This is a genomic window from Kitasatospora sp. NPDC004745 (assembly GCF_042873275.1).
Lineage (GTDB): Bacteria > Actinomycetota > Actinomycetes > Streptomycetales > Streptomycetaceae > Kitasatospora.
The window spans coordinates 452,994-472,268 of record NZ_JBIALK010000003.1 but is presented as its reverse complement, the minus strand read 5'-3'; the positions used below and the strand labels follow the sequence as shown (position 1 = coordinate 472,268).

Genomic DNA, 19,275 nt, shown 5'->3' with positions numbered 1-19,275 from the left:
CCGTTCACCTGGGACGCAGCCGGCACCCGCGGGCGCGGCACGCGGCCGTCCGCCGCGGGGCGGGCGCAGGCCGAATGTCAGTGCGGGTCGCCATGATGTCGGTATGAAGGACGCAGCCACCACGGCTTCCCCCGCCGCCCTCGCCTCCCCGCAGGCCTACGCCGACGCCGTCGCCACCGCCGTGCGCGCCGCCGCCGCGTACTACGACGACGGCTCCACGCCGCTCGGCGACGACGAGTACGACGCCCTGGTGCGGGCGATCGAGGCCTACGAGGACGCGCACCCCGCCGAGGCGCTGGCCGAGTCGCCGACCGGCAAGGTCGCCGGCGGCGCGGTCGTCGGCGACGTCCCGCACAGCGCCCCGATGCTCTCCCTCGACAACGTGTTCTCGGCCGAGGAGCTGGAGGCCTGGGCGGCAGGGCTGGAGCGCCGGCTCGGCCGTCCGGTCGCAGCCTGGTGCGTCGAGCCGAAGCTGGACGGCCTCGCCGTCGCCGCCCGCTACCGCGCCGGCCGGCTCACCCAGGTGCTCACCCGCGGTGACGGCCTGGCCGGCGAGGACATCACCGCCGCCGCCGACGCCGTGCTCGGCCTGCCGGCGCGGCTCACCGAGCCGCTGGACGTCGAGCTGCGCGGCGAGGTGCTGCTCACCCACGAGCAGTTCGAGCAGGCCAACGCCGTCCGCACCGCGCACGGCGCGACCCCCTTCGCCCACCCGCGCAGCGGCGCGGCCGGCACCCTGCGCGCCAAGGACCGCCCCTACCGGGTCGAGCTCACCTTCTTCGCCTACGACGCCCTCGGCCTGTCCGGGGCCGACGAACGCCTCGACCACGCCGAGCTGTTGGCCCGGCTGGCCGTCCTCGGCGCCAACACGGCCGCCGCCACCGACGCGGCGCCGCTGCGCTGCGCGACCCTGGCCGAGGCGCAGCAGCGGATCGACGGGATCGCCGCGCTGCGCGCCGCGCTGCCCTTCGGCATCGACGGCGTGGTGGTGAAGGCGGACGCGGTGGCCGACCAGGAGGAGGCCGGCTCCGGCTCCCGGGCCCCGCGCTGGGCGGTGGCCCGCAAGCTGCAGGCCCAGCACAAGGTGACCAGACTGCTCGGAGTGGAGTGGAACGTCGGCCGCACCGGCATCATCGCGCCGCGCGCCGTGCTCGAGCCGGTGGTGATCGACGGCGTCACCGTCACCTACGCCACCCTGCACAACCCGGCCGACATCGAACGCCGCGGTCTGATGATCGGGGACGAGGTGTTCGTCTACCGGGCCGGGGACGTCATCCCGCGGGTGGAGGCGCCGCTGGTCGACCAGCGCACCGGCGCCGAGCAGCCGATCGTCTTCCCCGAGGTCTGCCCGCGCTGCGGTGACGCGATCGACACCTCCGAGCAGCGCTGGCGCTGCGTGCGCGGCCGGGCCTGCCAGGTGGTCGCCTCGGTGATCTACGCCGCCGGGCGCGACCAGCTCGACATCGAGGGCCTCGGCGGCACCCGCGCCGTCCAGCTGGTCGAGGCCGGCCTGGTCGCCGACCTCGCCGATCTCTTCACCCTCACCAGGGACGAGCTGCTGACCCTGGAGCGGATGGGCGACACCAGCGCCGACAAGCTCCTCGCCGCCATCGAGACGGCCCGCAGCCGCCCGCTGAACCGGGTGTTCTGCGCGCTCGGCATCCGCGGCACCGGCCGCACCATGTCCCGCCGGATCGCCGCCCACTTCGGCAGCATGGCCGCGATCCGCGCCGCGGACGCCGAGGCGCTGGCCGGCGTGGACGGCATCGGGGTCGAGAAGGCCCGGGTCGTCGTCGCCGAACTCGCCGATCTGGCAGATCTGTTGGACAAGCTCGCGGACCGCGGGGTGGGCACCGAGGTCACCGCTCCGCAGGCGCCCTCCCCCGTCGGCGCCGAGGAACCGGCCGCCGAGGACGGTGCAGGCACGGGCCCGCTCGCGGGCGAGGCCGTGGTCGTCACCGGCAGCATGACCGGCCCGCTCGCCACGCTGTCCCGCAACGAGATGAACGAACTCGTCGAACGCGCCGGCGGCAAGGCCTCCTCGTCCGTCTCCAAGCGCACCACCCTGCTGGTGGCAGGCGAGAAGGCCGGTTCCAAGCGGGCCAAGGCGGAGGAGCTCGGCATCCGCATCCTCACCCCCGAGGAGTTCGCCGACCAGGTCGCCCCCTACCTCCCCTGAGCCATCGGCGCCCGATACAGCACGCCGTCCCCTTCCCTGCCGCACGGAGACGACCATGACCCGCACCACCCCGCCACGCCCCGTGGATGTGGAGGAGCTCTTCCCCGAACTGGTGGCGCTGCGCCGTGAGGCGGTACGTCTCCACCCGCGGGCCGGCGAGCCGTCCCCGTCCGAGAGTTCGGTCGGTGGGCCGCTGCTGTGGCCGGCCGGCGAGCCGTGGCCGCTGTGCCCGAGCACCAGCCACCCGGAGCAGTGGGGGCAACCCGCGACACAGGGGCCGGTGCCGATGGTCCCCGTCATCCAGATCCACCGGAAGGACGTTCCCCAGCTCGCCTCTCCCGCCGGGGCCGACCTGCTGCAGGTGCTCTGGTGCCCGTTCATCGTCGACGGCTGCCCGACGGCCACGCCCCGGGTGATCTGGCGCAGTTCCGCAGCGGTGGGCCCGGTCGTGGCCGCCGCGCCGTCGACGGTGGGCACCGCGCCCCGGGACAGCATCCCGGCACCGTGCGTCGTGCACCCCGAGCCGGTGGTCGACTACCCGAGCTGGGACATTCCGGAGGAGCTGAGCCCGGCACTGCAGGTACGGATGGAGGAACTGGAGGCCCGCACCGGCCTGTGGTGGGGCTATCACCTGGCCGAGGCCCCGGGGATCAAGCTCGGCGGGTACCCGAGCTGGACCCAGGACCCCTGTTGGCCCGACTGCCCGAGCTGCGGGCAGGCGATGGATCACCTTCTGACGGTGAGTAGTGGGGAGTACGACGGCGAGTCGTACCGTACCTGGCTTCCTCTGGAGGACCGCGACAGCGAGACCGGCGAGGAACGCGAGGACGCCACCGGAGGCCGTGGAGCCCACCGGGCGGCCCGACTGATGATCGGCGACGCGGGCGGCGTCTACGTCTTCGAGTGCCGGGCCTGCCCGGACCGTCCGGTGGCCCACCACTGGGACTGCTCGTGACCTGGCGCGCACCCGTGGCAGCCGGCGGCCGCCACGGGTGCGCGGCCCCGCGCGGCGGCGCATCGCGATCGGCGTGTGGAACGCGTGCGGACCCGGTCCCGTGAACGGGCGGCCGGGGCCGGGAACGGAGCAGTGCGGGCCCGGGGAACGGCCGGTCACCCGTGGTAGTGGTGCGGTAGGGTGGCCGGTGCCGAGTACGACCGCGACTCAAGGAGGTGAGCCCCATTACCGGTATGTCCGAGCGGGTGCTCCCGGAGCGCGGCCGTGCGGGCGCCCCGCGCGCGTAGCGCGGACGCGTCGGCGCGGCACAGACCCTGGCGGGAGCCCTGACGGAGTCGTTCTCCTCCCGATCTCCCCCAAGGGGTCCTCTTGTCCGTCTTCGCCTCCGCCACCCTCCGTTCCTCGGTGATCTCCCGGCTGCGCGCCGCGGGCTGCGTGTTCGCCGAGGACGAGGCGCGGATCCTCCTCTCCGCCTCCACGACCCCGGCCGAACTGGCCGCGATGGTCAGCTCCCGGGCCGCCGGCCGTCCGCTGGAACACGTCGTCGGCTGGGCCGAGTTCGCCGGCCTGCGGATCGCCGTCCACCCGGGCGTCTTCGTCCCGCGCCGGCGCAGCGAGTTCCTGGCCGCCACGGCCACCGGGCTCACCCGCCCGGGCGCCGTGGTCGTCGACCTGTGCTGCGGCAGCGGAGCCCTCGGGGCCGCGGTGGCGGCCGCGGCGCCGCACCCGGTGGAGCTGTACGCGGCCGACGTCGACCCGGCGGCCGTCCGCTGCGCCCGTTCCAACCTCGCCGGCGGGGCCGGGCCCGCCGGGGCGCGGGTCTTCGAGGGCGACCTGTTCGCCGCCCTGCCGGACGCCCTGCGCGGCCGGGTGGACGTGCTGCTCGCCAACGTCCCGTACGTCCCGACCGCGGACATCGCGCTGCTGCCGCCGGAGGCACGGCTGCACGAGGCGCGGCCGGCGCTGGACGGCGGCGCCGACGGCCTGGACGTGCTGCGCCGGGTCGTGGCGGAAGCCCCGGTCTGGCTCGCGGCGGGCGGGACGCTGCTGTTCGAGACCAGTGAGCGGCAGACGCCGACGGCCCTCGCGGTCGTCCGCGCGGCCGGCCTGGCGGCGGCCGACATCCGGCACGAGGACCTCGACGCGACGGTGGTCACCGCGACCCGGCGCTGACGCGGCCGTCACGGGCGCGGTTGCCCGTCCCCGGCCGCGGCGTCCCGGCCGGCCGGTACGGGACCGAGGGGTCAGACCCGGGAGCCGTAGACGTGGTCGACCGGGATGGTCAGCAGGACGCGGCGGTCGGCGACCATCACCGCGCGGTACTCCGCCCAGTCGGGGTGCTCGCCGGCGGCCCGACGGTAGTAGTCCACCAGCGCCTCGACCTCCGGGCTGTCGGGGTCGGTGCCGGGCCCGGTGAGGGTGGCGACGCCCTCGGCGGTGGCCCAGGTGCGGCCGTCCGGGCCGGTCACCTCGAGGCTGACCCTGGGGTCCCGGCGCAGGTTCGCGGTCTTGGCCAGGCCGTCCCGGGTGGAGACCAGGATGGCGTTGGTCTCCGGGTCGTAGTACGGCAGGACGGGCGACAGCTGGGGCCGGCCGTCGGCCTTGATGGTGGCGAGGATGCCGAGCCGGCTCCGGGCGAGCAGGGCGTACGGGTCGAACGGTGTGGTCGCGGTCATGGCAGCATCATCGGCCTTCACACCGGTGTGAAGGTCAAGGCAGGGCAGGCGTGTTGCGGCCGGCGGGCCGGCGGGCAGGTTGACGGATGGACAGGTTCCGCCGTGCTGTGCCGCCCTGAGCCGCGCCGCCCTGTGCCGCGCCGCGCCCGCTACGCCGGCGTCGGCAGCGCGCCGCCGTCCACCCGCTCGACGCGGACGCCGGGCAACCCGCGGCACCAGGCGGCGGCGATCCGGTCGACGGCCTCGGGGCCCGGCGGCTCGGCGCCGAGGCCGATCGCCAGGCGGGTCGCCCCGTGGGCGCCCTCGAACGGTCGCGGCCAGGCGTGCAGGCCGGTGGCCCCGGTCCGTTCCAGGCCCGTCAGCAGGGCCCGGAGCCGCCCGCGCACCGCGCCGACGGTGTCCTCCGTCGCCGTGGCCTCGACGGTGACGACCGCCCAGGCCGCGTGCCGCCGGTGCAACGGCGGCACGGCGAGCAGTGCGGGCCACGGGTCGTCGGCCTCCGTCGCGAGCTCCCAGGCGCGGTAGAGCTCCTCGGTGAGCAGCTCCCGGGCGTCCGGGCCGACCTGGGTGGTGCAGCTGCGGACCGGCGCGGAGGGCGTGAACACCGCCACCGGCTCGCCCTGGTGGGCCGTCACGGTGCCGTGCAGGCTCACCGGCTCCCGCCAGTCCCAGGCCGCCCAGGTCTCGGCGAATCGCCGGAACAGGTCCTCCTCGGCGACGTCGTCGGCACTCAGGACCGTCCGGGCGGCCAGCACCGTCCAGGCCAGTGAGGGCAGTTGGCCGAACGGTGCGGAGTCCAGACCGCGCGCCCGGGCCCAGGCCTTGACCTCCCGGGCCAGCCTGACGAACCGCCCGTGCCGGTCGCCGACCGCCGCCAGCACGGTCTCGGCGTCCCCGACCGCGCTCAGCGCGACCGCGGCCTCCGCACCCAGCTCGGCACGGCGCCCGACCGCGTCGCCCGGGGCGAGCGACCCGCAGTGGACCACGACGAGGTCCACGTCCAGCCCCTCGGCGGTGAACCGCAGCCCCGGCACCCTGGCCCCGCGCACCGCGCGGACCCGCTGGGCGCCGGGCAGCGCCGCCGCTACCCGGGCACGCAGCCCGGCCGGATCGGCGGCCCCCGGCAGCACCGCGACCAGGTCCAGATCGGCGCCGTCCAGCTGGCAGCCCATCCGCCGGGACCCGACGGTGTGGACGACCCCTTCGGGCAGGGCCGCCGCGATCCGCTCCGCGACGGCCCGGGCCGCCGCCTCCTCCGCGCGGCGCCGGGCCCCGGGCCGCGGAGCCGGCTCCGCCCCGGCCGTTCCGTGCCCGGCGACCTCGTGCGCCGAGCCCCCGTGCCCGGTGGCCGTCCGCTGCTCGGCCAGCCACCGCACCTCGCCGGTGCCCAGCGCGACCACCGCGCGCGGACGCATCGGCTCACCGCCCCGGCGGGACAGCACCACCAGCTCGCCCACCCGGGCCGTGACGGCCTCGAGCAGCGCCGCGCAGTCGGCGGCGGCCTGCTGCGGATCGGCGCTGCGCCCGAGCGTCAGGTGCGGGGTGAAGCCCTCCGCCCGGCCGCGGCAGCGCGGGAAGCGCCGCTCCAGGGCGTGCCGCAGCGCGGCCCAGGGCGCGGGGGAGGAGGCCGCCGGGTCCAGCCACAGGGTGGCGTCCTCGCGGTGTCCGAAGGTGTGCACGCCGTCCAGCCGGGCGGTGAACGGCGCCTGCTCGGCGGCGGCCGCGCCCAGCAGGGGCAGCGCCCGGTCGAAGGCGGACTCCGGGACGAAGCCGAACAGCAGGTTGACGTGCGGCGGCCAGCGCCGCAGCTGAGGGTCGTACCGGCCGCGCAGGCGCTGGATCGGGGGCCACAGCTCCTCGGGCGGGATCCAGGCGACGGCGGTGCGGGCGGTCGGCGCCACGTCGAGCAGCGCGGTCGCCCCGGTCCCGGCCAGGTCGAGGTCCACCAGCACGCCGTAGTGGTCGGACGGGTACAGCCCCGAGGCGTCCGGCCGGTCGCCGAGCAGGGCCGCGGCCGCCACCCGGGCCCGCTCGGTGCGGTGCAGGACGCGGTCCAGCCGGGCGGCCCGGCCGCTGAGCGAGGAGACCGCGGCCAGCGGGTTGGCGGTCGGGTCGAAGGTGGCGGTCGCGTCGGCGGGCCCGTGCACCTGCGTCCAGGCGTCCCGCAGGCCGAGCGCGGCGGCCGGGCCCTCGGCGCCGGAGCGGCCGTCGTTGAAGTCCCCGAGCAGCAGCAGGTCGCCCTGGACGCCGGCCAGGCCCTCGGCGAGTTGGGCCAGTTCGGCCTCCCGGCGGGCCGGGCCGCCCGCGGTGTGGTCGCTGGTCAGGTGGACGGCGGCGACGGTCAGCGGTGCGTCGGCGGCGCCCAGCGTGACGGCGGCGCCCAGCGTGACGGCGGTGACGGCCTTGTGCGGGCCCAGCACGTGCCGGCCCGCCTCCAGCACCGGCAGCCGGCTGAGCAGCAGCAGCCCGTACGCGTCGACGTCGGGACCGAGCGGGTCGGCGCCGAGGGTGTAGCCGGCCCGTACCCAGGGGGCGTCCAGCAGCAGGGCGACCAGGGCCGGTTCGACCTCCTGCAGCGCGATGACGTCCGCGTCCGCCGCCTCCAGCGCGGCGAGCAGCAGCGGCCGTCGCCGGGCGGTGTCGATCCGGTCGGCGTCGTAGCGGTCCCACAGGGTGTTCCAGGTGACCACCCGCACGGGGGCGGCGCCGGTGGTGTCGCCGGTGTCGCCGCCGCCGGTGTCGCCGCGGGTGGTGCCGGAGGCCGGTTCGGCGGGCCGCCAGCCGCCGTCCGGCCGCCAGTCGTACGGGGTGAGGGCGGTGAAGAACGGTGCCGGAAGGCGGCGCGGTGCGGTGCGCCGGCCGGCCGCGGTGCTGTCCAGGACGTCCACACCCGAGTCGCGGTCCCAGACCCGGACGCCGTCGGCCTCGACGAAGCGCACCCGGTGCCAGGGGATGTCGCCCGCGTCGGCGAAGGCCTCCAGCGGGACGAGCTCGGTGCGGTCGTCGCGCTGGCGCACGCCCACCGAGAACCGTGCGGGGTCGAAGCGGGAGTCCCAGCGGACCCGCTGACAGACCTGTTCGATGGGGCGCATCAGTCGTCCTCTCCGTCGAGGGTGCCGGCCGTGTCCTCCACGGTGCCACTCGGGCCGACGTACCAGGTGCGGTGGGCCTGGCCGGGGTAGGGCGGGCTGAACCGGCGCAGCTGGGCCGCGAGCACCTCCGGCGGCACCGGGTGCGGCCGGGCGGCGTTGCGGCGCGCCAGCTCGGCCTCGTCGACCAGCAGCACCACCTGGGTGACCAGGGCGTCGCGGCGCTGCGCCACGGCGTGCACGGCCGCGCGCTGATGCCGGTTGAGCGAGGTGGCGTCCCAGACGACGGTGGCCGGGCGGGCCGGGTCGGGCGGGCCGGCCGGGTCGCTCGGATGGGCGGGGTCGGTCCGGGCGAGGGCGGCGTCCAGCCGGTCCAGGCCCTCCCGGAGCACGGCGGCGTTGTCGCGCTGGTCCGCGCGGGAGCCGCGGGCCTCGCGCAGGTCGTCCAGCGAGATCCGGGCGCCGACCCCGGGCAGGGCGGCCGCGAAGGTGCTCTTGCCGCTGCCCGCCGGGCCGGCGAGGTGCACCAGCCGCGGGAAGCGGCCGTCCCGCCACCGCCAGGCGGCCGCCACGGCCTCCTCGACGGTGTGGATCCGGCCCAGCGCGTACGCCTCGCGGGCCTGCGCCCAGCAGCGGTCGGCGGCGTCCCGGTCGAGGCCCGCGAGCGCCTCGCGCAGGCCCTCCCGCAGCGGGCGCAGCGGCGCCTCGGCGAGCAGCCCGGCGTCCTCGGCGTGCAGCGCGGACCAGGCCACCTGGTCGCGTTCCGACGCTCCGGGCGCGGCCGTCGCGGCGACGGCGTGCAGGACGCCGAGGTCGGCGGCGCAGGAGAGCCGGACCAGCCCGGTGCGGCGGTCCTCGTCCGGATAGGGCTGCTGCAGGCCGGGGTGCAGTCCGACCAGGTCGGCGACCCGTCGGGCCAGCGGCAGGCCGAGCACACCGGCCAGCCGGGGTGCCAGGCCCTCCCGGCGGGCCGCGCCCAGCGCGGTGGCGAGCACTCCGGCCAGTCGCGCGTCCCCGCCGCGGCCGAGCTCGTCCAGCCGGGCGGACACCTCGGCCAACCGGTCGCCGGTGGCGGGCAGTCCGGCCTCGCGTGGTCCGTCCTCGAGCAGTCCCGCCCCGAGCAGTCCGTCCTCGGGTAGCTGCAGTGCGGCGGCCAGTGCGGGGAGTTCCGGCAGCGCCCCGGAGCGCACCGACCAGAGGGCGGCGCCCGGGCCCAGCCCGTTCTCCACGACGGCGGTGTGCATCCAGTGCGTGTCGGTCCGCACGTGCTGCGGCCGCACCCACTTGGCGACCCGCCGACCGAACTCCGCCCGGGGGAAGCCCGCGGCGGTCCGCACCACGTAGCCCTCCTGGCGGTCGAGGTCCAACCGCAGCGCCCGCAGGGCCCGTTCGTCGTACCGGCCGCGCCAGAGCACCCGCGGTGCCGGCACGCCGAGGCGGCGCAGGAAGCGGACGGTGTCGTCCCAGCCGAGGCAGACGTCCCGGTCGGTCCAGACCGAGAAGCCGTGGAACCAGCTCTCCAGGTCGGTGTACGGGATCGAGTGCCGGGCGAACAGGTTCTCCCCGCAGATCCGCCAGCCGGCCGGGATCCGCGCGCCGATCCGGCCCTGCAGGCCCTTCACCCAGGCACGGGAGGGGTGGTGCGCCGAGTCCAGCGAACGGGCGTGCAGGCCGTCCCGGTAGAGCGTGGTGTTCTCGCCGTCGAGCTTCTCGGTGACGACGACCTCCGCGCCCGTCAGCCCGGAGAGGTCGCCGCTGCGGACGTCGTCCGCCGCCGCCCCCGGGGACCAGGGCAGGTGCGGCGTCCGAGGGTAGTGCACGCGCATGCCCGGCTCCTTGGAAGGTGGTTGATCCGCCGACACTCTAGGAGCGGGGGAGAACGCCCGGCCACCGATTAACGGGCCAACGGCGCAGGTGGGCGGGGTGACGGCCGGTCGGCCGGCCGGGTGGGCGGGGTGGCGGGCACGGTCGGCTCCCTGGCGCGGCCGGCCGGCGGGCGCCACAATGCGCGCATGGGGAGACGGCTCGGGGCGGGCTCGACGGGCGCGGGTCCGACGGGCCTGCCGGGTGCTACGGGGCTGGTCGGCCTGCGGGGCCTGGGGCTGACAGGCCTGACAGGCCTGACGGGCCTGACGGGGCTGGTGGTGGGGCTGGCCATGGCCGCGGCGTGCGGCGGACCGCCGACCGCCGCACGCGCCACCGTGTCGCCCGCCACGGCGTCGCCGTCCGCCGCAGGGGCGGTCCCGTCGGCCGACCCCGTGGCGGACTGCGTGCTGAGCATCGGGCCCTGGCTGCAGACCGCCCTCGACGGCGGCACCGACCTCGGCGACTACCAGGAGATGGGTCTGTCCAGCGCCCAGGGCGGGGCGCTCCGCGACCTCCAGCGGCGGGCCGCCGCCCTCCGGGCCCAGGGGGCCGTTGCCCGCCGGCTGGGCGGCGGAGGAGGTCCGGCGCTCCTGTGCCGCGATCGCCGCCGCCCGGGCCACGGCGACGGCGAGGCCGACGGGCTGGCCGTGACCGGAGAGCGGCGCCGTGGCCCGGGTGGCGGGTCGTTCAGCGCAGGCCGGCGAAGAGGTCGTTCTCGGGCAGTTCCGCGTCGGTGGTGTCGTGCACCCGGACGAAGGTCTCCACACCCATCAGCTGGGTGAACTTCTCCTTGCCCATCTTCAGGAAGAAGATGTTCTCGCCCTGGCTGGCGTGCGCGGCCAGCGCGTCGTACTTCTGGCCGCCGAACCCGGTGGCGTCCACCCAGGTGGTGATCTCCTCGTCGGGGAGGCCGATCTCGGGCAGCTCCGACCCCTCGCTGCCCGGCTCCTCCCACTCCCCGCCGAGCTCGCGCATGACCTCCCCGAACTTCGCCATCATCGAGCGCGGCGCCGTCGTCCAGTACACCTTCGGAGCCGTGCCGACCAGCTCCAGCGCCCTCGTCGTGATGCGGTTGGCCTGGATGTGGTCGGGGTGGCCGTAGAAGCCGTTCTCGTCGTACGTCACGACCACGTCGGGCTGGTACTTCCGCATCAGGTCGGCCAGGCGGGCCGCCGCCTCGTCCACCGGCGTTGTCCAGAACGAGCCGGGCGCGTCGTTGGCGGGCCAGCCCATCATCCCGGAGTCGCCGTACTCGAGCAGTTCGAGGTGGCCGACCTCGAGGACCTCGCAGCTGGCCTCCAGCTCCTGACGGCGCATCGCGGCTACGGCCGCCGGGTCGTGCCCGGCCTCGCCGGGCTTGACGCCCCCCGGACCGTCTCCGCAGGCGCCGTCGGTACAGGTGACGAGCACCGTGCGGATGCCCTCGGCCGCGTAGCGGGCGAGCACACCGCCCGTGCCGGTGGCCTCGTCGTCGGGGTGGGCGTGCACGGCCATCAGGGTCAAGGGCCGGTCAGTCATGGGGCTCATCCTTCGGTCTGCCGAGTGTTCGGCCTCAGTCTGCGGCACGGGGCCGACAGGGAGCGTGGTTCGCCGTGGTTCTGATCGACTGTTGGGAACGACGGGGCCACCGCCCGCTATTCCGGCCGCCCGGCCTCCGGCGCGGGGCGCACTCCGCAGGCCTGACGCGAGCGGTGGCGGCGCCGGACGGCCGGTCCGGTGCCATCGCCGTTTCGTGTACGGAGCGTGGCGATGGGGTAGGGCCGTCCCCGCCGTCACGCCCGCCCGGCGCGCTGGTGTCACAGTCGCCCCGGCTGTCTCACCAGCCGAAATGTCGGGATCGCGGGTGGCGTGGCGGGGAGCTCGCGAGGCGGCCGTGGTTGCTCACCGTGGTCGACGGGGTGTTCTCGAGGGCGGATATTTAGGTTAGCCTTACCTCATGCACACTGCCTCCCTGGCCGCGACCACGGCCGGATACGTCATGCCCCAGGCCTGGCGGATCCTCAGCAAGACCGGCTACTTCCTCGGCCTCAGCGGGGCCATCGGTGCCACCGTCACCTACGCCACCACCGTCCGCCCCGCGCTGCGCGCGCCGCAGACAAGCCCCGAGGACACGGTGGTGCTGCGAAGAAGAACCGCGGCCTACCTCGCCTGGGCGGGCGTGGTGCTGCTGGTCGCCGGGTACTTCCAGCTCGCGGCCCGGGTGGCACGCGCCGGCAAGGGGACGCCCTTCGGCGACGCCCTCGCGCCCGACCGGATCCTGGACTTCCTGCAGGCCCCCGCCGCCAAGGGCGCCTGGATCGCCCAGGGCACCGTCTACCTGGTGCAGAACGCGGTCCTGGTGGTGACGGCCGCCGCCCTGACGTCCCTGTTCGTCCCGGCCGTCCGCCGGCACGTCGACGCCGTCGCCCTCCTCGCGCTGCCGCTCTCGCTCGCCGTCACCCTGATCGGCGCCGTGCCGGCCACCAAGCCCGCCGACCTCGACCGCTGGCTGGACCTCGTCTTCGACCAGACCCACATCGTCTCCGGCACGGTCTGGCTCGGCGGCCTCGCCCTCCTGGTCGCCCTGGCCGGCACCCGCGGCCGGCTCGGCGACGGCGCCGGACTGCTCTGGGCCGACGTGTGGCGCCGGTTCAGCCTGGTCGCCATGGTCTGCGTCGGCGCGGTCACCGTGTCGGGCCTCTGGCTGAGCTGGAAGCACGTCGGTGCGGTCTCCCAGCTGTGGACCACCGGCTACGGCATCGCCCTGTCCGTCAAGGTCCTGCTGGTCCTCGGCCTCGTCGCCGCCGGAGCCTTCAACCAGTTCCGCCTGATGCCGCGGATCGTCCACGCCCGCCGGGCCGACGACCAGAGCTCGCTGCTGCACCTGACTTTGCGGCACTTCCCGCTGGTCGTGTGGGGCGAGGTCGCGCTCGGCGTCGCCGTGCTCGCCGTCATGCCCTTCATCTCGGGCTCGGCCCGCACCGAGGCCGGCAGCGCCAAGGCCGTCTCCTCCACCACGGTGTTCGCCAGCGGGGCCGCCCTGGTCGTCGCCCTGGCCGTCTCGCTCTACGCCACGGCCAAGGCCTCCGACGCGCTGGCCCGCCGCACGCCCACCACGGCCGCGGCCTGACCGGACCCGCGGCGCCCGCCGAAGCCCGCCCGCCCCGCCGCCCGCGGCCGTCCCCAAAACCAGTGGCCCGACCCCCGATCCGGTGCGATGATCCGCGGAGCGGGCGGCCGGGCCCTTCGCCGTCCGGTGCCGACCCGGTTGCCCGAACCAGACCGAACCGGACCGGACCGGCGCGTCTCGGTCCGGATCGGCCGCACCAGCCGGATCCGCCGGAAGGGACGTCGTCGTGACCGCCTCCACAGCCAGCCCGTCCGAGTCCACGCCCGCACCGGAGGCCCGCACCACCGCGGGTGCGCTGCGCGGCACCTGGGAGGCGGGGCTCGCGGTCTTCCGCGGCGTCCCGTTCGCCGAACCGCCGGTCGGGGCGCTGCGCTTCGCCGCACCGCAGCCCGTCCGCGGGTGGGCCGGTGTGCGGGCGGCCGGAGCGTACGGCCCGCCACCGCCCCAGGCCGGAGTGCTCGGCACGGACGGCCCCGCCGATCCGGCCGCGGGCGGTGACTGGCTGACGGTCAACGTCTGGTCGCCCGACCCGGGCCCGGGCGCGGGCCTCCCGGTGCTGGTGTGGATCCCCGGCGGCGGCTACGTGATCGGCTCCTCCGCGCTGCCCGAGTTCGACGGCGGCCGGCTGGCTGCGGGCGGCCTCGTCGTGGTCACGCTCAACTACCGGCTGGGCCTGGAGGGCTTCGCGCAGATCGAGGGCGCCCCCGCCAACCGCGGTCTGCTCGACCAGCTCGCCGCCCTGCGCTGGGTCCACGACAACGTCCGGGCCTTCGGTGGCGACCCGTCGCGGGTCACGGTCGCCGGCCAGTCGGCGGGCGGCGGCTCGGTCGCCGCCCTGCTGGCGATGCCGCGGGCGGCCGGACTCTTCCGCCGGGCCGTCGCGCAGAGCATGCCGGGGACGTTCCTCACGCCCGAGCTGGCCGCCGACGTCGCCGCCGCCTGCGCCGCCGAACTGGGACTGCGGCCCACGGTGGCCGACCTGTCCACCGTCGACCCGGCCCGGCTGCCCGCCGCGGGCGACGCCGTCTCCGCGAAGATCGGCCGGTGGGCGGACCGCTGGGGCCCGATCACCCACCGGCCGATCCCGTTCGCCCCCGTCGTCGACGGCGACGTCCTGCCCGCCACCCCCTGGCAGGCGCTCGCCACCGGCACCGCCGCGGACGTCGACCTCCTCGTCGGCCACACCCGCGACGAACACCGGCTGTTCAGCCTGATCGACGGCGTGCTCGGCCAGGTCACCGAGGAACAGGCCGAGACCGCCCTGCGGATGCTCGCCCCCGGCCCGGACGGCGCCCGCCGCCACCGGGCCGCCCACCCGGCGGCCGGCCCCGAGGAACTCTACGAACTGGTCAACGCCGACTGGCTGTTCCGCATGCCGACCCTCCACCTCGCCCGGGCGCACGCCGCCGCCGGGGGCCGGACGTTCCTCTACGAGCTCACCTGGCCCGCCCCCGGACTCGGCGGGATCCTCGGCGCCTGCCACGGCCTCGACGTCCCGCTCGTCTTCGGCAACCTGAGCAGCGGCCAACCCGCGCTGCTGATCGGCGACACCCCCTCGCCGGAGGCGGAGGAGCTCTCCGCACGGATGCGCACCGCCTGGACGGCCTTCGCGACCGACGGGGACCCGGGCTGGCCCGCCCACGAGCCCGGGCGGCGCCTCGTCCAGCTCCTCGACGCGCACCCGGCCGTCGCCCCCTACCCGGAGGAGGCCTCCCGACTGCTCTGGCAGGACCACGACTTCGCCGCCCTCCCGCTGGTCGGCGGCTGACGCCCCTCACCCTGGCGGCCCTCGGAGGCCGGGGCCACGGGTCGGGTCGGCCCGGGACAGGTGTGAGTTCCCGGCTCGCCACCCCAGCCGCGGCCGGCTCCTCCACCGGCACCCGGAGGGCCGGACGCGCGTCGTGCCGGCCGGTCGCCGGCGGCACTCCCGCGGTCCTGGCTGACAGTGCCGCATGACACAGTGCGGCCCATGAACATCACCACCACGAGCCACAGTTGGGACGAGGCGGTCGCCCTCTTCGAGCGCCGCGGCCTGCCCGTCTCCTCCTACGAGAACCTCTACGAGGAGGAGTACGACGTCCACACCGGCGATCTTACGGTCGACGGTCACCTCGACCTCGACGCCGCGGAGCCGGACGGCACCGGCTACGTCGTCGACGGCGACCTCGCCGTCACCGGTGCCGTCCTCAACACCGACGACGGCTGCCCGGCGCTGATCGTCCTCGGGGACCTCAGGGCCGCCGCCGTCTACCTGGAGGGCGACGCCAAGCTCCTCGTCCGCGGGGACGTCCACGTCGAGGCCTTCGTCGGCAACATGACCGACAAGCTCGTGATGCTCCACGGCGACCTGCACGCCCGGGTCACCGTGCTGTCCGCCGAGTTCGCCCCCGACCTGGTCGAGGGCACCCTGCACGGTCCGGTGCTCGCGCCCGCCTACCTCGCCCCCTCCGCCGGCGGGCCGCCGGTCGACGCCGCGACGGTGCTCGTACCCGAGGTCCTCACCACCGGCACCGGGGAGGACCCGGACGAGCTGCGCGGCTTCGACGCCCCCGGCGTCCACGGCGGCCGCCTGCTGAGCCGCATCGAGGCCGGCCTGCCCGTCACCCTGGCCGGCCCGTCCGCCTGACCCGGTCGACCGTCAGGCGACCGGACCAGCCCGGCGCGCGCCCGCGCCGCCGGGCTGGTCAGCTGTACGGGGAGTCCGCGACCCGCCCGGCTCCCGGACCATCTGGGAGGAACCCGTGCCGGACCCGACGACGTCGTACGCCGACCTTCGCGCCCTGGTGATCAACTGCACCCTCAAGCGCTCCCCGGAACGCAGCCACACCCAGGGCCTGATCGACGTCAGCACCGGCATCCTCGAACGCCAGGGCGTCGAGGTCGAGGTCCTCCGGGCCGTCGACCTCGACATCGCCACCGGCGTCTGGCCCGACATGACCGAACACGGCTGGGACACCGACGAGTGGCCCGTCATCTACTCCAAGGTGATGTCCGCCGACATCCTCACCCTCGCCGGGCCGGTCTGGCTGGGGGACAACTCCTCCGTGATGAAGCAGGTCATCGAGCGGCTGTACGCCTGCTCGTCGATCCTCAACTCCGAGGGCCAGTACGCCTACTACGGCCGGGTCGGCGGCTGTCTGATCACCGGCAACGAGGACGGCGCCAAGCACTGCGCGATGAACGTGCTCTACAGCCTCCAGCACCTCGGCTACACGATCCCCCCGCAGGCCGACGCCGGCTGGGTCGGCGAGGCCGGCCCCGGCCCGTCCTACCTCGACGAGGGCTCCGGCGGCCCGGACAACGACTTCACCAACCGCAACACCACCTTCATGACCTGGAACCAGCTCCACCTGGCCCGCATGCTCAAGGACGCCGGCGGCATCCCCGCGTACGGCAACCAGCGTTCGGAGTGGGACGCGGGCTGCCGCTTCGACTTCGAGAACCCCGAGCACCGCTGACACCCCGGGCCGCGTGTTCGGCGCGTGCGGTGTCCAGCCAGGCGGACAGCGTGGTTCTGGACGCCCGGTGGGCGGCGGCGCCGACGAGTGGGCGGTCGACGCCGCCGGTGATCGCCCCGGCGGAGCGGCCCGGGCCGAGCAGGGGAGCGCGCCCTGGAGCACCGCCACGGGTACGAGGGTGTCGATGGCCGTCCGGTGTTCCGCCGTCTCCGGGCCCAGCTGCCTGCAGGGGCCGAACGCCACCGCGCCGATGGCGTCCAGGCCGGCGTCCAGGCCGCCGAGCCGCTCGGACGCGTTCGGCGCCGATCAGCGGCAGGCCTGCTCGGCTCGTCGGCGTCACGTGCCGGCGAGGACGACGGGCAGGCGTGCTGCGACGGCGTCGGCCAGGCGCTCGAATTCCCGCCGCAGCAGTGGTGCGGCGAGCCGGGCGAGGCCGTTGAACTGCAGCTGGGCCCGATAGGTGAGGACCGTGCCGGTACCGGTCGTCGCCAGCGTGATGTCGTCGGTCGCCGTGACGGTGCGGTTGCGACCGACGAACACCAGGCGGTCGGGGGAGAGGTGCTCCAGCCGGTACAGCAGTTCGCTCTCCCGGCCCCGGAAGCGGGAGACGTTGCGCCAGGTCGAGCCCTCGGCGACCGGACCGCTGTCCAGGCGCTCGCATCGAACCGTTCCCGGGTCCCACTGCCGGGTGTTGGTGAAGTCCGCCAGGTAGCGCAACACCTCCTGTCGCGGCCGGTCGAGGGTCAGCGTGCGCTGCACTCTGATCATGAGCGTCTCCCACCGTTGCCGGGCGGCTGGCTGCCGGTCCGCTGTAGCTTCGGAACGGAGGGTGTCCGCGGATTGCGTCGCTCGGCGCCGCCTCGTACCGGGCTTCGGCGGATCAGGTGGGGCCGTCGACGTTCTGCCACCTGCCGAAGCGCACGGGTACGCCCGGTGAGTAGAGCACGCTGGTGGGTGCTCCTCGTACCGTGACGCCCGCCGCACGGACCAGGCCGTCGGAGAGGTCCCCGAGGCGTGCTTCGTACAGCGGCCACGGAGGATGGTCGGTGGGGAGGTAGACGGTCCGGCCGCCGACCTGGGTGTGCAGGCCCCATCGCGCGGTCAGGAAGTCGGCCAGCGGGCCGGGGGTGAGGAGCTGCCTCCCGGTGCGCGCGGTCAGCACACAACCGGTACCGGCGGGCGCCGGACGGTGTGCCCGGGTGGCCATGACGTAGGAGTCGCCGTCGACCCTCAGGTGTGTGGAGGACCAGCGGTACGGCAGTGACAGCGTCGCGCGGGCGGCCAGGACGGCCGCCAGCCGGGGGCACTCCAAGGACCGGAAGACGACGCCGCGCCGTCCCTGCCGGTCGACGGAGTAGAGCCTGACGTTCACCTCGGGGAACGTCCCGAAGTAGGGCAGGCCCGGGCCCCGGCCGAGGCCCAGACGCTCCATCTGGAACGGCACGAGACCGACCCAGCTGGTTCCGTTCCACACATCGGGCATCACCCGCGGTGGCAGCAGCGGTGCGACGGACGCCGGGTTCACGGGCCAGTGGACGAACAGCAGGTGGCGCCAGAACTGCGACAGCACGGGGCGGCGCACGGGTCTCGTGGTCCGCACCGTGACCGGCTCGATGATCATCGTTCCTCCCGCTCGCCAGTGGACTGCCAGGTTGCCCCCGCCGGCGTGGCGAGTGGGATGTGCATCGGTGGTGCACCACCGTGCCCGCGGGCGGTGCGGTCGGCTGACGTGGCGCATGGGCGGCGGTTGCGCGGGACTCGTGCCCCGAACCGCAAGGCGTTGCATTAACGCTGCAAGTGCGCCCGGGGGCCCGAAACGATGCACCGTGGGAGAGGCCGGCTACCGGCACCCGAGCCTGCATCCGGCACTGCGCCGAGGAGGTACCCGCGATGGTGACACCACCGCCCGTCCATGAAACCCCCGCCCTCTCGGCTGTGCCCGACGCAGCGGAGGAGGCGGGCCTGCCGACAGGCGCAGTCGCGCGGACGCTCGGCGTGTCACCGACCACCGTGCGTTCCTGGGAGCGCCGTTACGGCATCGGCCCTGCCCACCGCGAAGCGGGCCACCATCGCCGATGGAGCCCTCGCGACATCGCCGTCCTGGAGACGATGTGCCACCTCACCGCCCGTGGAGTCCCGCCCGCCGAAGCCGCCAGGGCCGCGCTGGCCGGCCGTGACGCGGAAGACCGCGACTCCCCCACGTCGGGCCGAGGGCCCGCACCCGCGGTGGATCACCCTGGCGCCGGCGCCAGCGGCGGCCGGGCCCTGAGAGTGGGGACGGTGCGCCCCGAATGCCGAGGGCTGGCCCGTGCGGCGGTGCGCCTCGACGCTGCGGAGACCGTCAGGATCCTGCGCGAGGCCGTCGCGGCGCTCGGCGTCATCGAGGCCTGGACCGAGGTGATGATGCCGGCCCTGCGCGCTGCGGGCCGCAAGTGGGCCGTGGACGGCGAGCAGTACGTCGAGGTCGAGCACCTGCTGTCCTGGCACGTGTCCAGCGTCCTGCGCGAGGCGGCCATCGCCGCCGTCCCGGCCGGGTCCGTGCACCCGGTGCTGCTGGCCGCGGGGCCGGGCGAGCAGCACACCCTTCCGCTGGAGGCCACGGCGGCGGCGCTGACCGAACGTGCCGTCCCGTTCCGCATGCTGGGCGGCGCCGTCCCGCCCCGCGCCCTGCTCGACGCCGTCCACCGTCTCGGCCCCGGCGTCGTGATGATCTGGTCCCAGGACCACCGCACCGCAGATCGGGAGCTCGCCCGCCAGGCCGCCGCCGCGACCTGGGGGCCGCGCGGCTCCCGCGCCAGCTCTCTCGTGGTGACGGCCGGGCCCGGCTGGCTCCGCCAGGGACCACCCCCGGGCGCGTCCTGCCCCCGCACCCTGCAGGCGGCCGTCGACCTGCTCGAGGATGCCGCGAGGAATCCGGGCCACCGCGCGCCTCGCTAGCTGGAG

General features: G+C 75.7%; 14 protein-coding genes and 1 pseudogene. 9 read left to right on the top strand and 6 right to left on the bottom strand.

Annotation, left to right across the window (positions count from 1 at the left end):
• Positions 1–103: 103 nt before the first annotated feature.
• The 3 genes from ligA to ACFYUY_RS08965 all read left to right on the top strand — a co-directional run bounded on the left by ligA (position 104) and on the right by ACFYUY_RS08965 (position 4,307).
• Complete coding sequence (gene ligA / locus ACFYUY_RS08975; protein WP_387899452.1) at positions 104–2,179, top strand: NAD-dependent DNA ligase LigA; 2,076 nt, start codon at positions 104–106, stop codon at positions 2,177–2,179.
• A 55-nt stretch (positions 2,180–2,234) separates the two neighbouring features.
• Positions 2,235–3,134, top strand: coding sequence for a DUF1963 domain-containing protein (locus ACFYUY_RS08970; protein WP_387899449.1), 900 nt, complete (start codon positions 2,235–2,237; stop codon positions 3,132–3,134).
• A gap of 369 nt (positions 3,135–3,503) precedes the next feature.
• Positions 3,504–4,307, top strand: coding sequence for a putative protein N(5)-glutamine methyltransferase (locus tag ACFYUY_RS08965; RefSeq protein WP_387899447.1), 804 nt, complete (start codon positions 3,504–3,506; stop codon positions 4,305–4,307).
• Positions 4,308–4,378: 71 nt separating this feature from the next.
• Here ACFYUY_RS08965 and ACFYUY_RS08960 read toward each other — a convergent pair whose 3' ends face one another.
• The 4 genes from ACFYUY_RS08960 to ACFYUY_RS08945 all read right to left on the bottom strand — a co-directional run bounded on the left by ACFYUY_RS08960 (position 4,379) and on the right by ACFYUY_RS08945 (position 11,283).
• Positions 4,379–4,810, bottom strand: a complete 432-nt coding sequence (locus ACFYUY_RS08960; protein WP_387899444.1) for a PPOX class F420-dependent oxidoreductase — start codon at positions 4,808–4,810, stop codon at positions 4,379–4,381.
• 149 nt (positions 4,811–4,959) lie between these two features.
• Positions 4,960–7,902, bottom strand: a complete 2,943-nt coding sequence (locus ACFYUY_RS08955) for an RNA repair domain-containing protein (protein ID WP_387899442.1) — start codon at positions 7,900–7,902, stop codon at positions 4,960–4,962.
• Positions 7,902–9,725 carry an RNA ligase family protein gene (locus tag ACFYUY_RS08950; RefSeq protein ID WP_387899439.1) on the bottom strand — a complete coding sequence of 608 codons (1,824 nt, stop codon included), beginning with the start codon at positions 9,723–9,725 and terminating at the stop codon, positions 7,902–7,904. The genes ACFYUY_RS08955 and ACFYUY_RS08950 overlap by 1 nt, the downstream gene beginning before the upstream one ends.
• A gap of 727 nt (positions 9,726–10,452) precedes the next feature.
• Complete coding sequence (locus ACFYUY_RS08945) at positions 10,453–11,283, bottom strand: PIG-L family deacetylase (RefSeq protein WP_387899436.1); 831 nt, start codon at positions 11,281–11,283, stop codon at positions 10,453–10,455.
• A 418-nt stretch (positions 11,284–11,701) separates the two neighbouring features.
• On the opposite strand from ACFYUY_RS08945, the gene ACFYUY_RS08940 reads away from it, so the two are divergent.
• From ACFYUY_RS08940 to ACFYUY_RS08925, 4 genes are all read left to right on the top strand, one after another.
• Complete coding sequence (locus ACFYUY_RS08940) at positions 11,702–12,874, top strand: CopD family protein (protein ID WP_387899433.1); 1,173 nt, start codon at positions 11,702–11,704, stop codon at positions 12,872–12,874.
• A 226-nt stretch (positions 12,875–13,100) separates the two neighbouring features.
• Positions 13,101–14,642 carry a carboxylesterase/lipase family protein gene (locus ACFYUY_RS08935; RefSeq protein ID WP_387899430.1) on the top strand — a complete coding sequence of 514 codons (1,542 nt, stop codon included), beginning with the start codon at positions 13,101–13,103 and terminating at the stop codon, positions 14,640–14,642.
• A 201-nt stretch (positions 14,643–14,843) separates the two neighbouring features.
• A complete protein-coding gene (locus tag ACFYUY_RS08930; RefSeq protein ID WP_387899427.1) occupies positions 14,844–15,500 on the top strand; it encodes a hypothetical protein in 657 nt (218 codons plus the stop codon).
• A gap of 115 nt (positions 15,501–15,615) precedes the next feature.
• The gene (locus ACFYUY_RS08925; RefSeq protein ID WP_387899424.1) at positions 15,616–16,332 is read left to right on the top strand and encodes a flavodoxin family protein; all 717 of its coding nucleotides are present in this window, start codon (positions 15,616–15,618) and stop codon (positions 16,330–16,332) included.
• Positions 16,333–16,668: 336 nt separating this feature from the next.
• On the opposite strand, the gene ACFYUY_RS08920 is transcribed toward ACFYUY_RS08925, so the two are convergent.
• Both ACFYUY_RS08920 and ACFYUY_RS08915 read right to left on the bottom strand, forming a co-directional pair.
• Entirely contained in the window at positions 16,669–17,100 is a 432-nt protein-coding gene (locus ACFYUY_RS08920) for an SRPBCC family protein (protein ID WP_387899422.1), read from the bottom strand.
• A gap of 112 nt (positions 17,101–17,212) precedes the next feature.
• Entirely contained in the window at positions 17,213–17,953 is a 741-nt protein-coding gene (locus ACFYUY_RS08915; protein ID WP_387899420.1) for a YqjF family protein, read from the bottom strand.
• Positions 17,954–18,222: 269 nt separating this feature from the next.
• Here ACFYUY_RS08915 and ACFYUY_RS08910 point away from each other — a divergent pair.
• Together ACFYUY_RS08910 and ACFYUY_RS08905 are read left to right on the top strand one after the other, a co-directional pair.
• A pseudogene (locus ACFYUY_RS08910) lies at positions 18,223–18,432 on the top strand (MerR family transcriptional regulator); the annotation flags it as partial.
• 216 nt (positions 18,433–18,648) lie between these two features.
• Positions 18,649–19,269 carry a B12-binding domain-containing protein gene (locus ACFYUY_RS08905; protein ID WP_387899560.1) on the top strand — a complete coding sequence of 207 codons (621 nt, stop codon included), beginning with the start codon at positions 18,649–18,651 and terminating at the stop codon, positions 19,267–19,269.
• Positions 19,270–19,275 lie beyond the last annotated feature (6 nt).

Excerpts from the sequence above, each read along its gene's own strand:
- ligA (WP_387899452.1), top strand. The coding sequence starts at position 104 with ATGAAGGACGCAGCCACCACGGCTTCCCCCGCCGCCCTCGCCTCCCCG.
- ACFYUY_RS08970 (WP_387899449.1), top strand. The coding sequence starts at position 2,235 with ATGACCCGCACCACCCCGCCACGCCCCGTGGATGTGGAGGAGCTCTTC.
- ACFYUY_RS08960 (WP_387899444.1), bottom strand. The coding sequence starts at position 4,810 with ATGACCGCGACCACACCGTTCGACCCGTACGCCCTGCTCGCCCGGAGC.
- ACFYUY_RS08955 (WP_387899442.1), bottom strand. The coding sequence starts at position 7,902 with ATGCGCCCCATCGAACAGGTCTGTCAGCGGGTCCGCTGGGACTCCCGC.
- ACFYUY_RS08950 (WP_387899439.1), bottom strand. The coding sequence starts at position 9,725 with ATGCGCGTGCACTACCCTCGGACGCCGCACCTGCCCTGGTCCCCGGGG.
- ACFYUY_RS08945 (WP_387899436.1), bottom strand. The coding sequence starts at position 11,283 with ATGACTGACCGGCCCTTGACCCTGATGGCCGTGCACGCCCACCCCGAC.
- ACFYUY_RS08940 (WP_387899433.1), top strand. The coding sequence starts at position 11,702 with ATGCACACTGCCTCCCTGGCCGCGACCACGGCCGGATACGTCATGCCC.
- ACFYUY_RS08930 (WP_387899427.1), top strand. The coding sequence starts at position 14,844 with ATGAACATCACCACCACGAGCCACAGTTGGGACGAGGCGGTCGCCCTC.
- ACFYUY_RS08920 (WP_387899422.1), bottom strand. The coding sequence starts at position 17,100 with ATGATCAGAGTGCAGCGCACGCTGACCCTCGACCGGCCGCGACAGGAG.
- ACFYUY_RS08915 (WP_387899420.1), bottom strand. The coding sequence starts at position 17,953 with ATGATCATCGAGCCGGTCACGGTGCGGACCACGAGACCCGTGCGCCGC.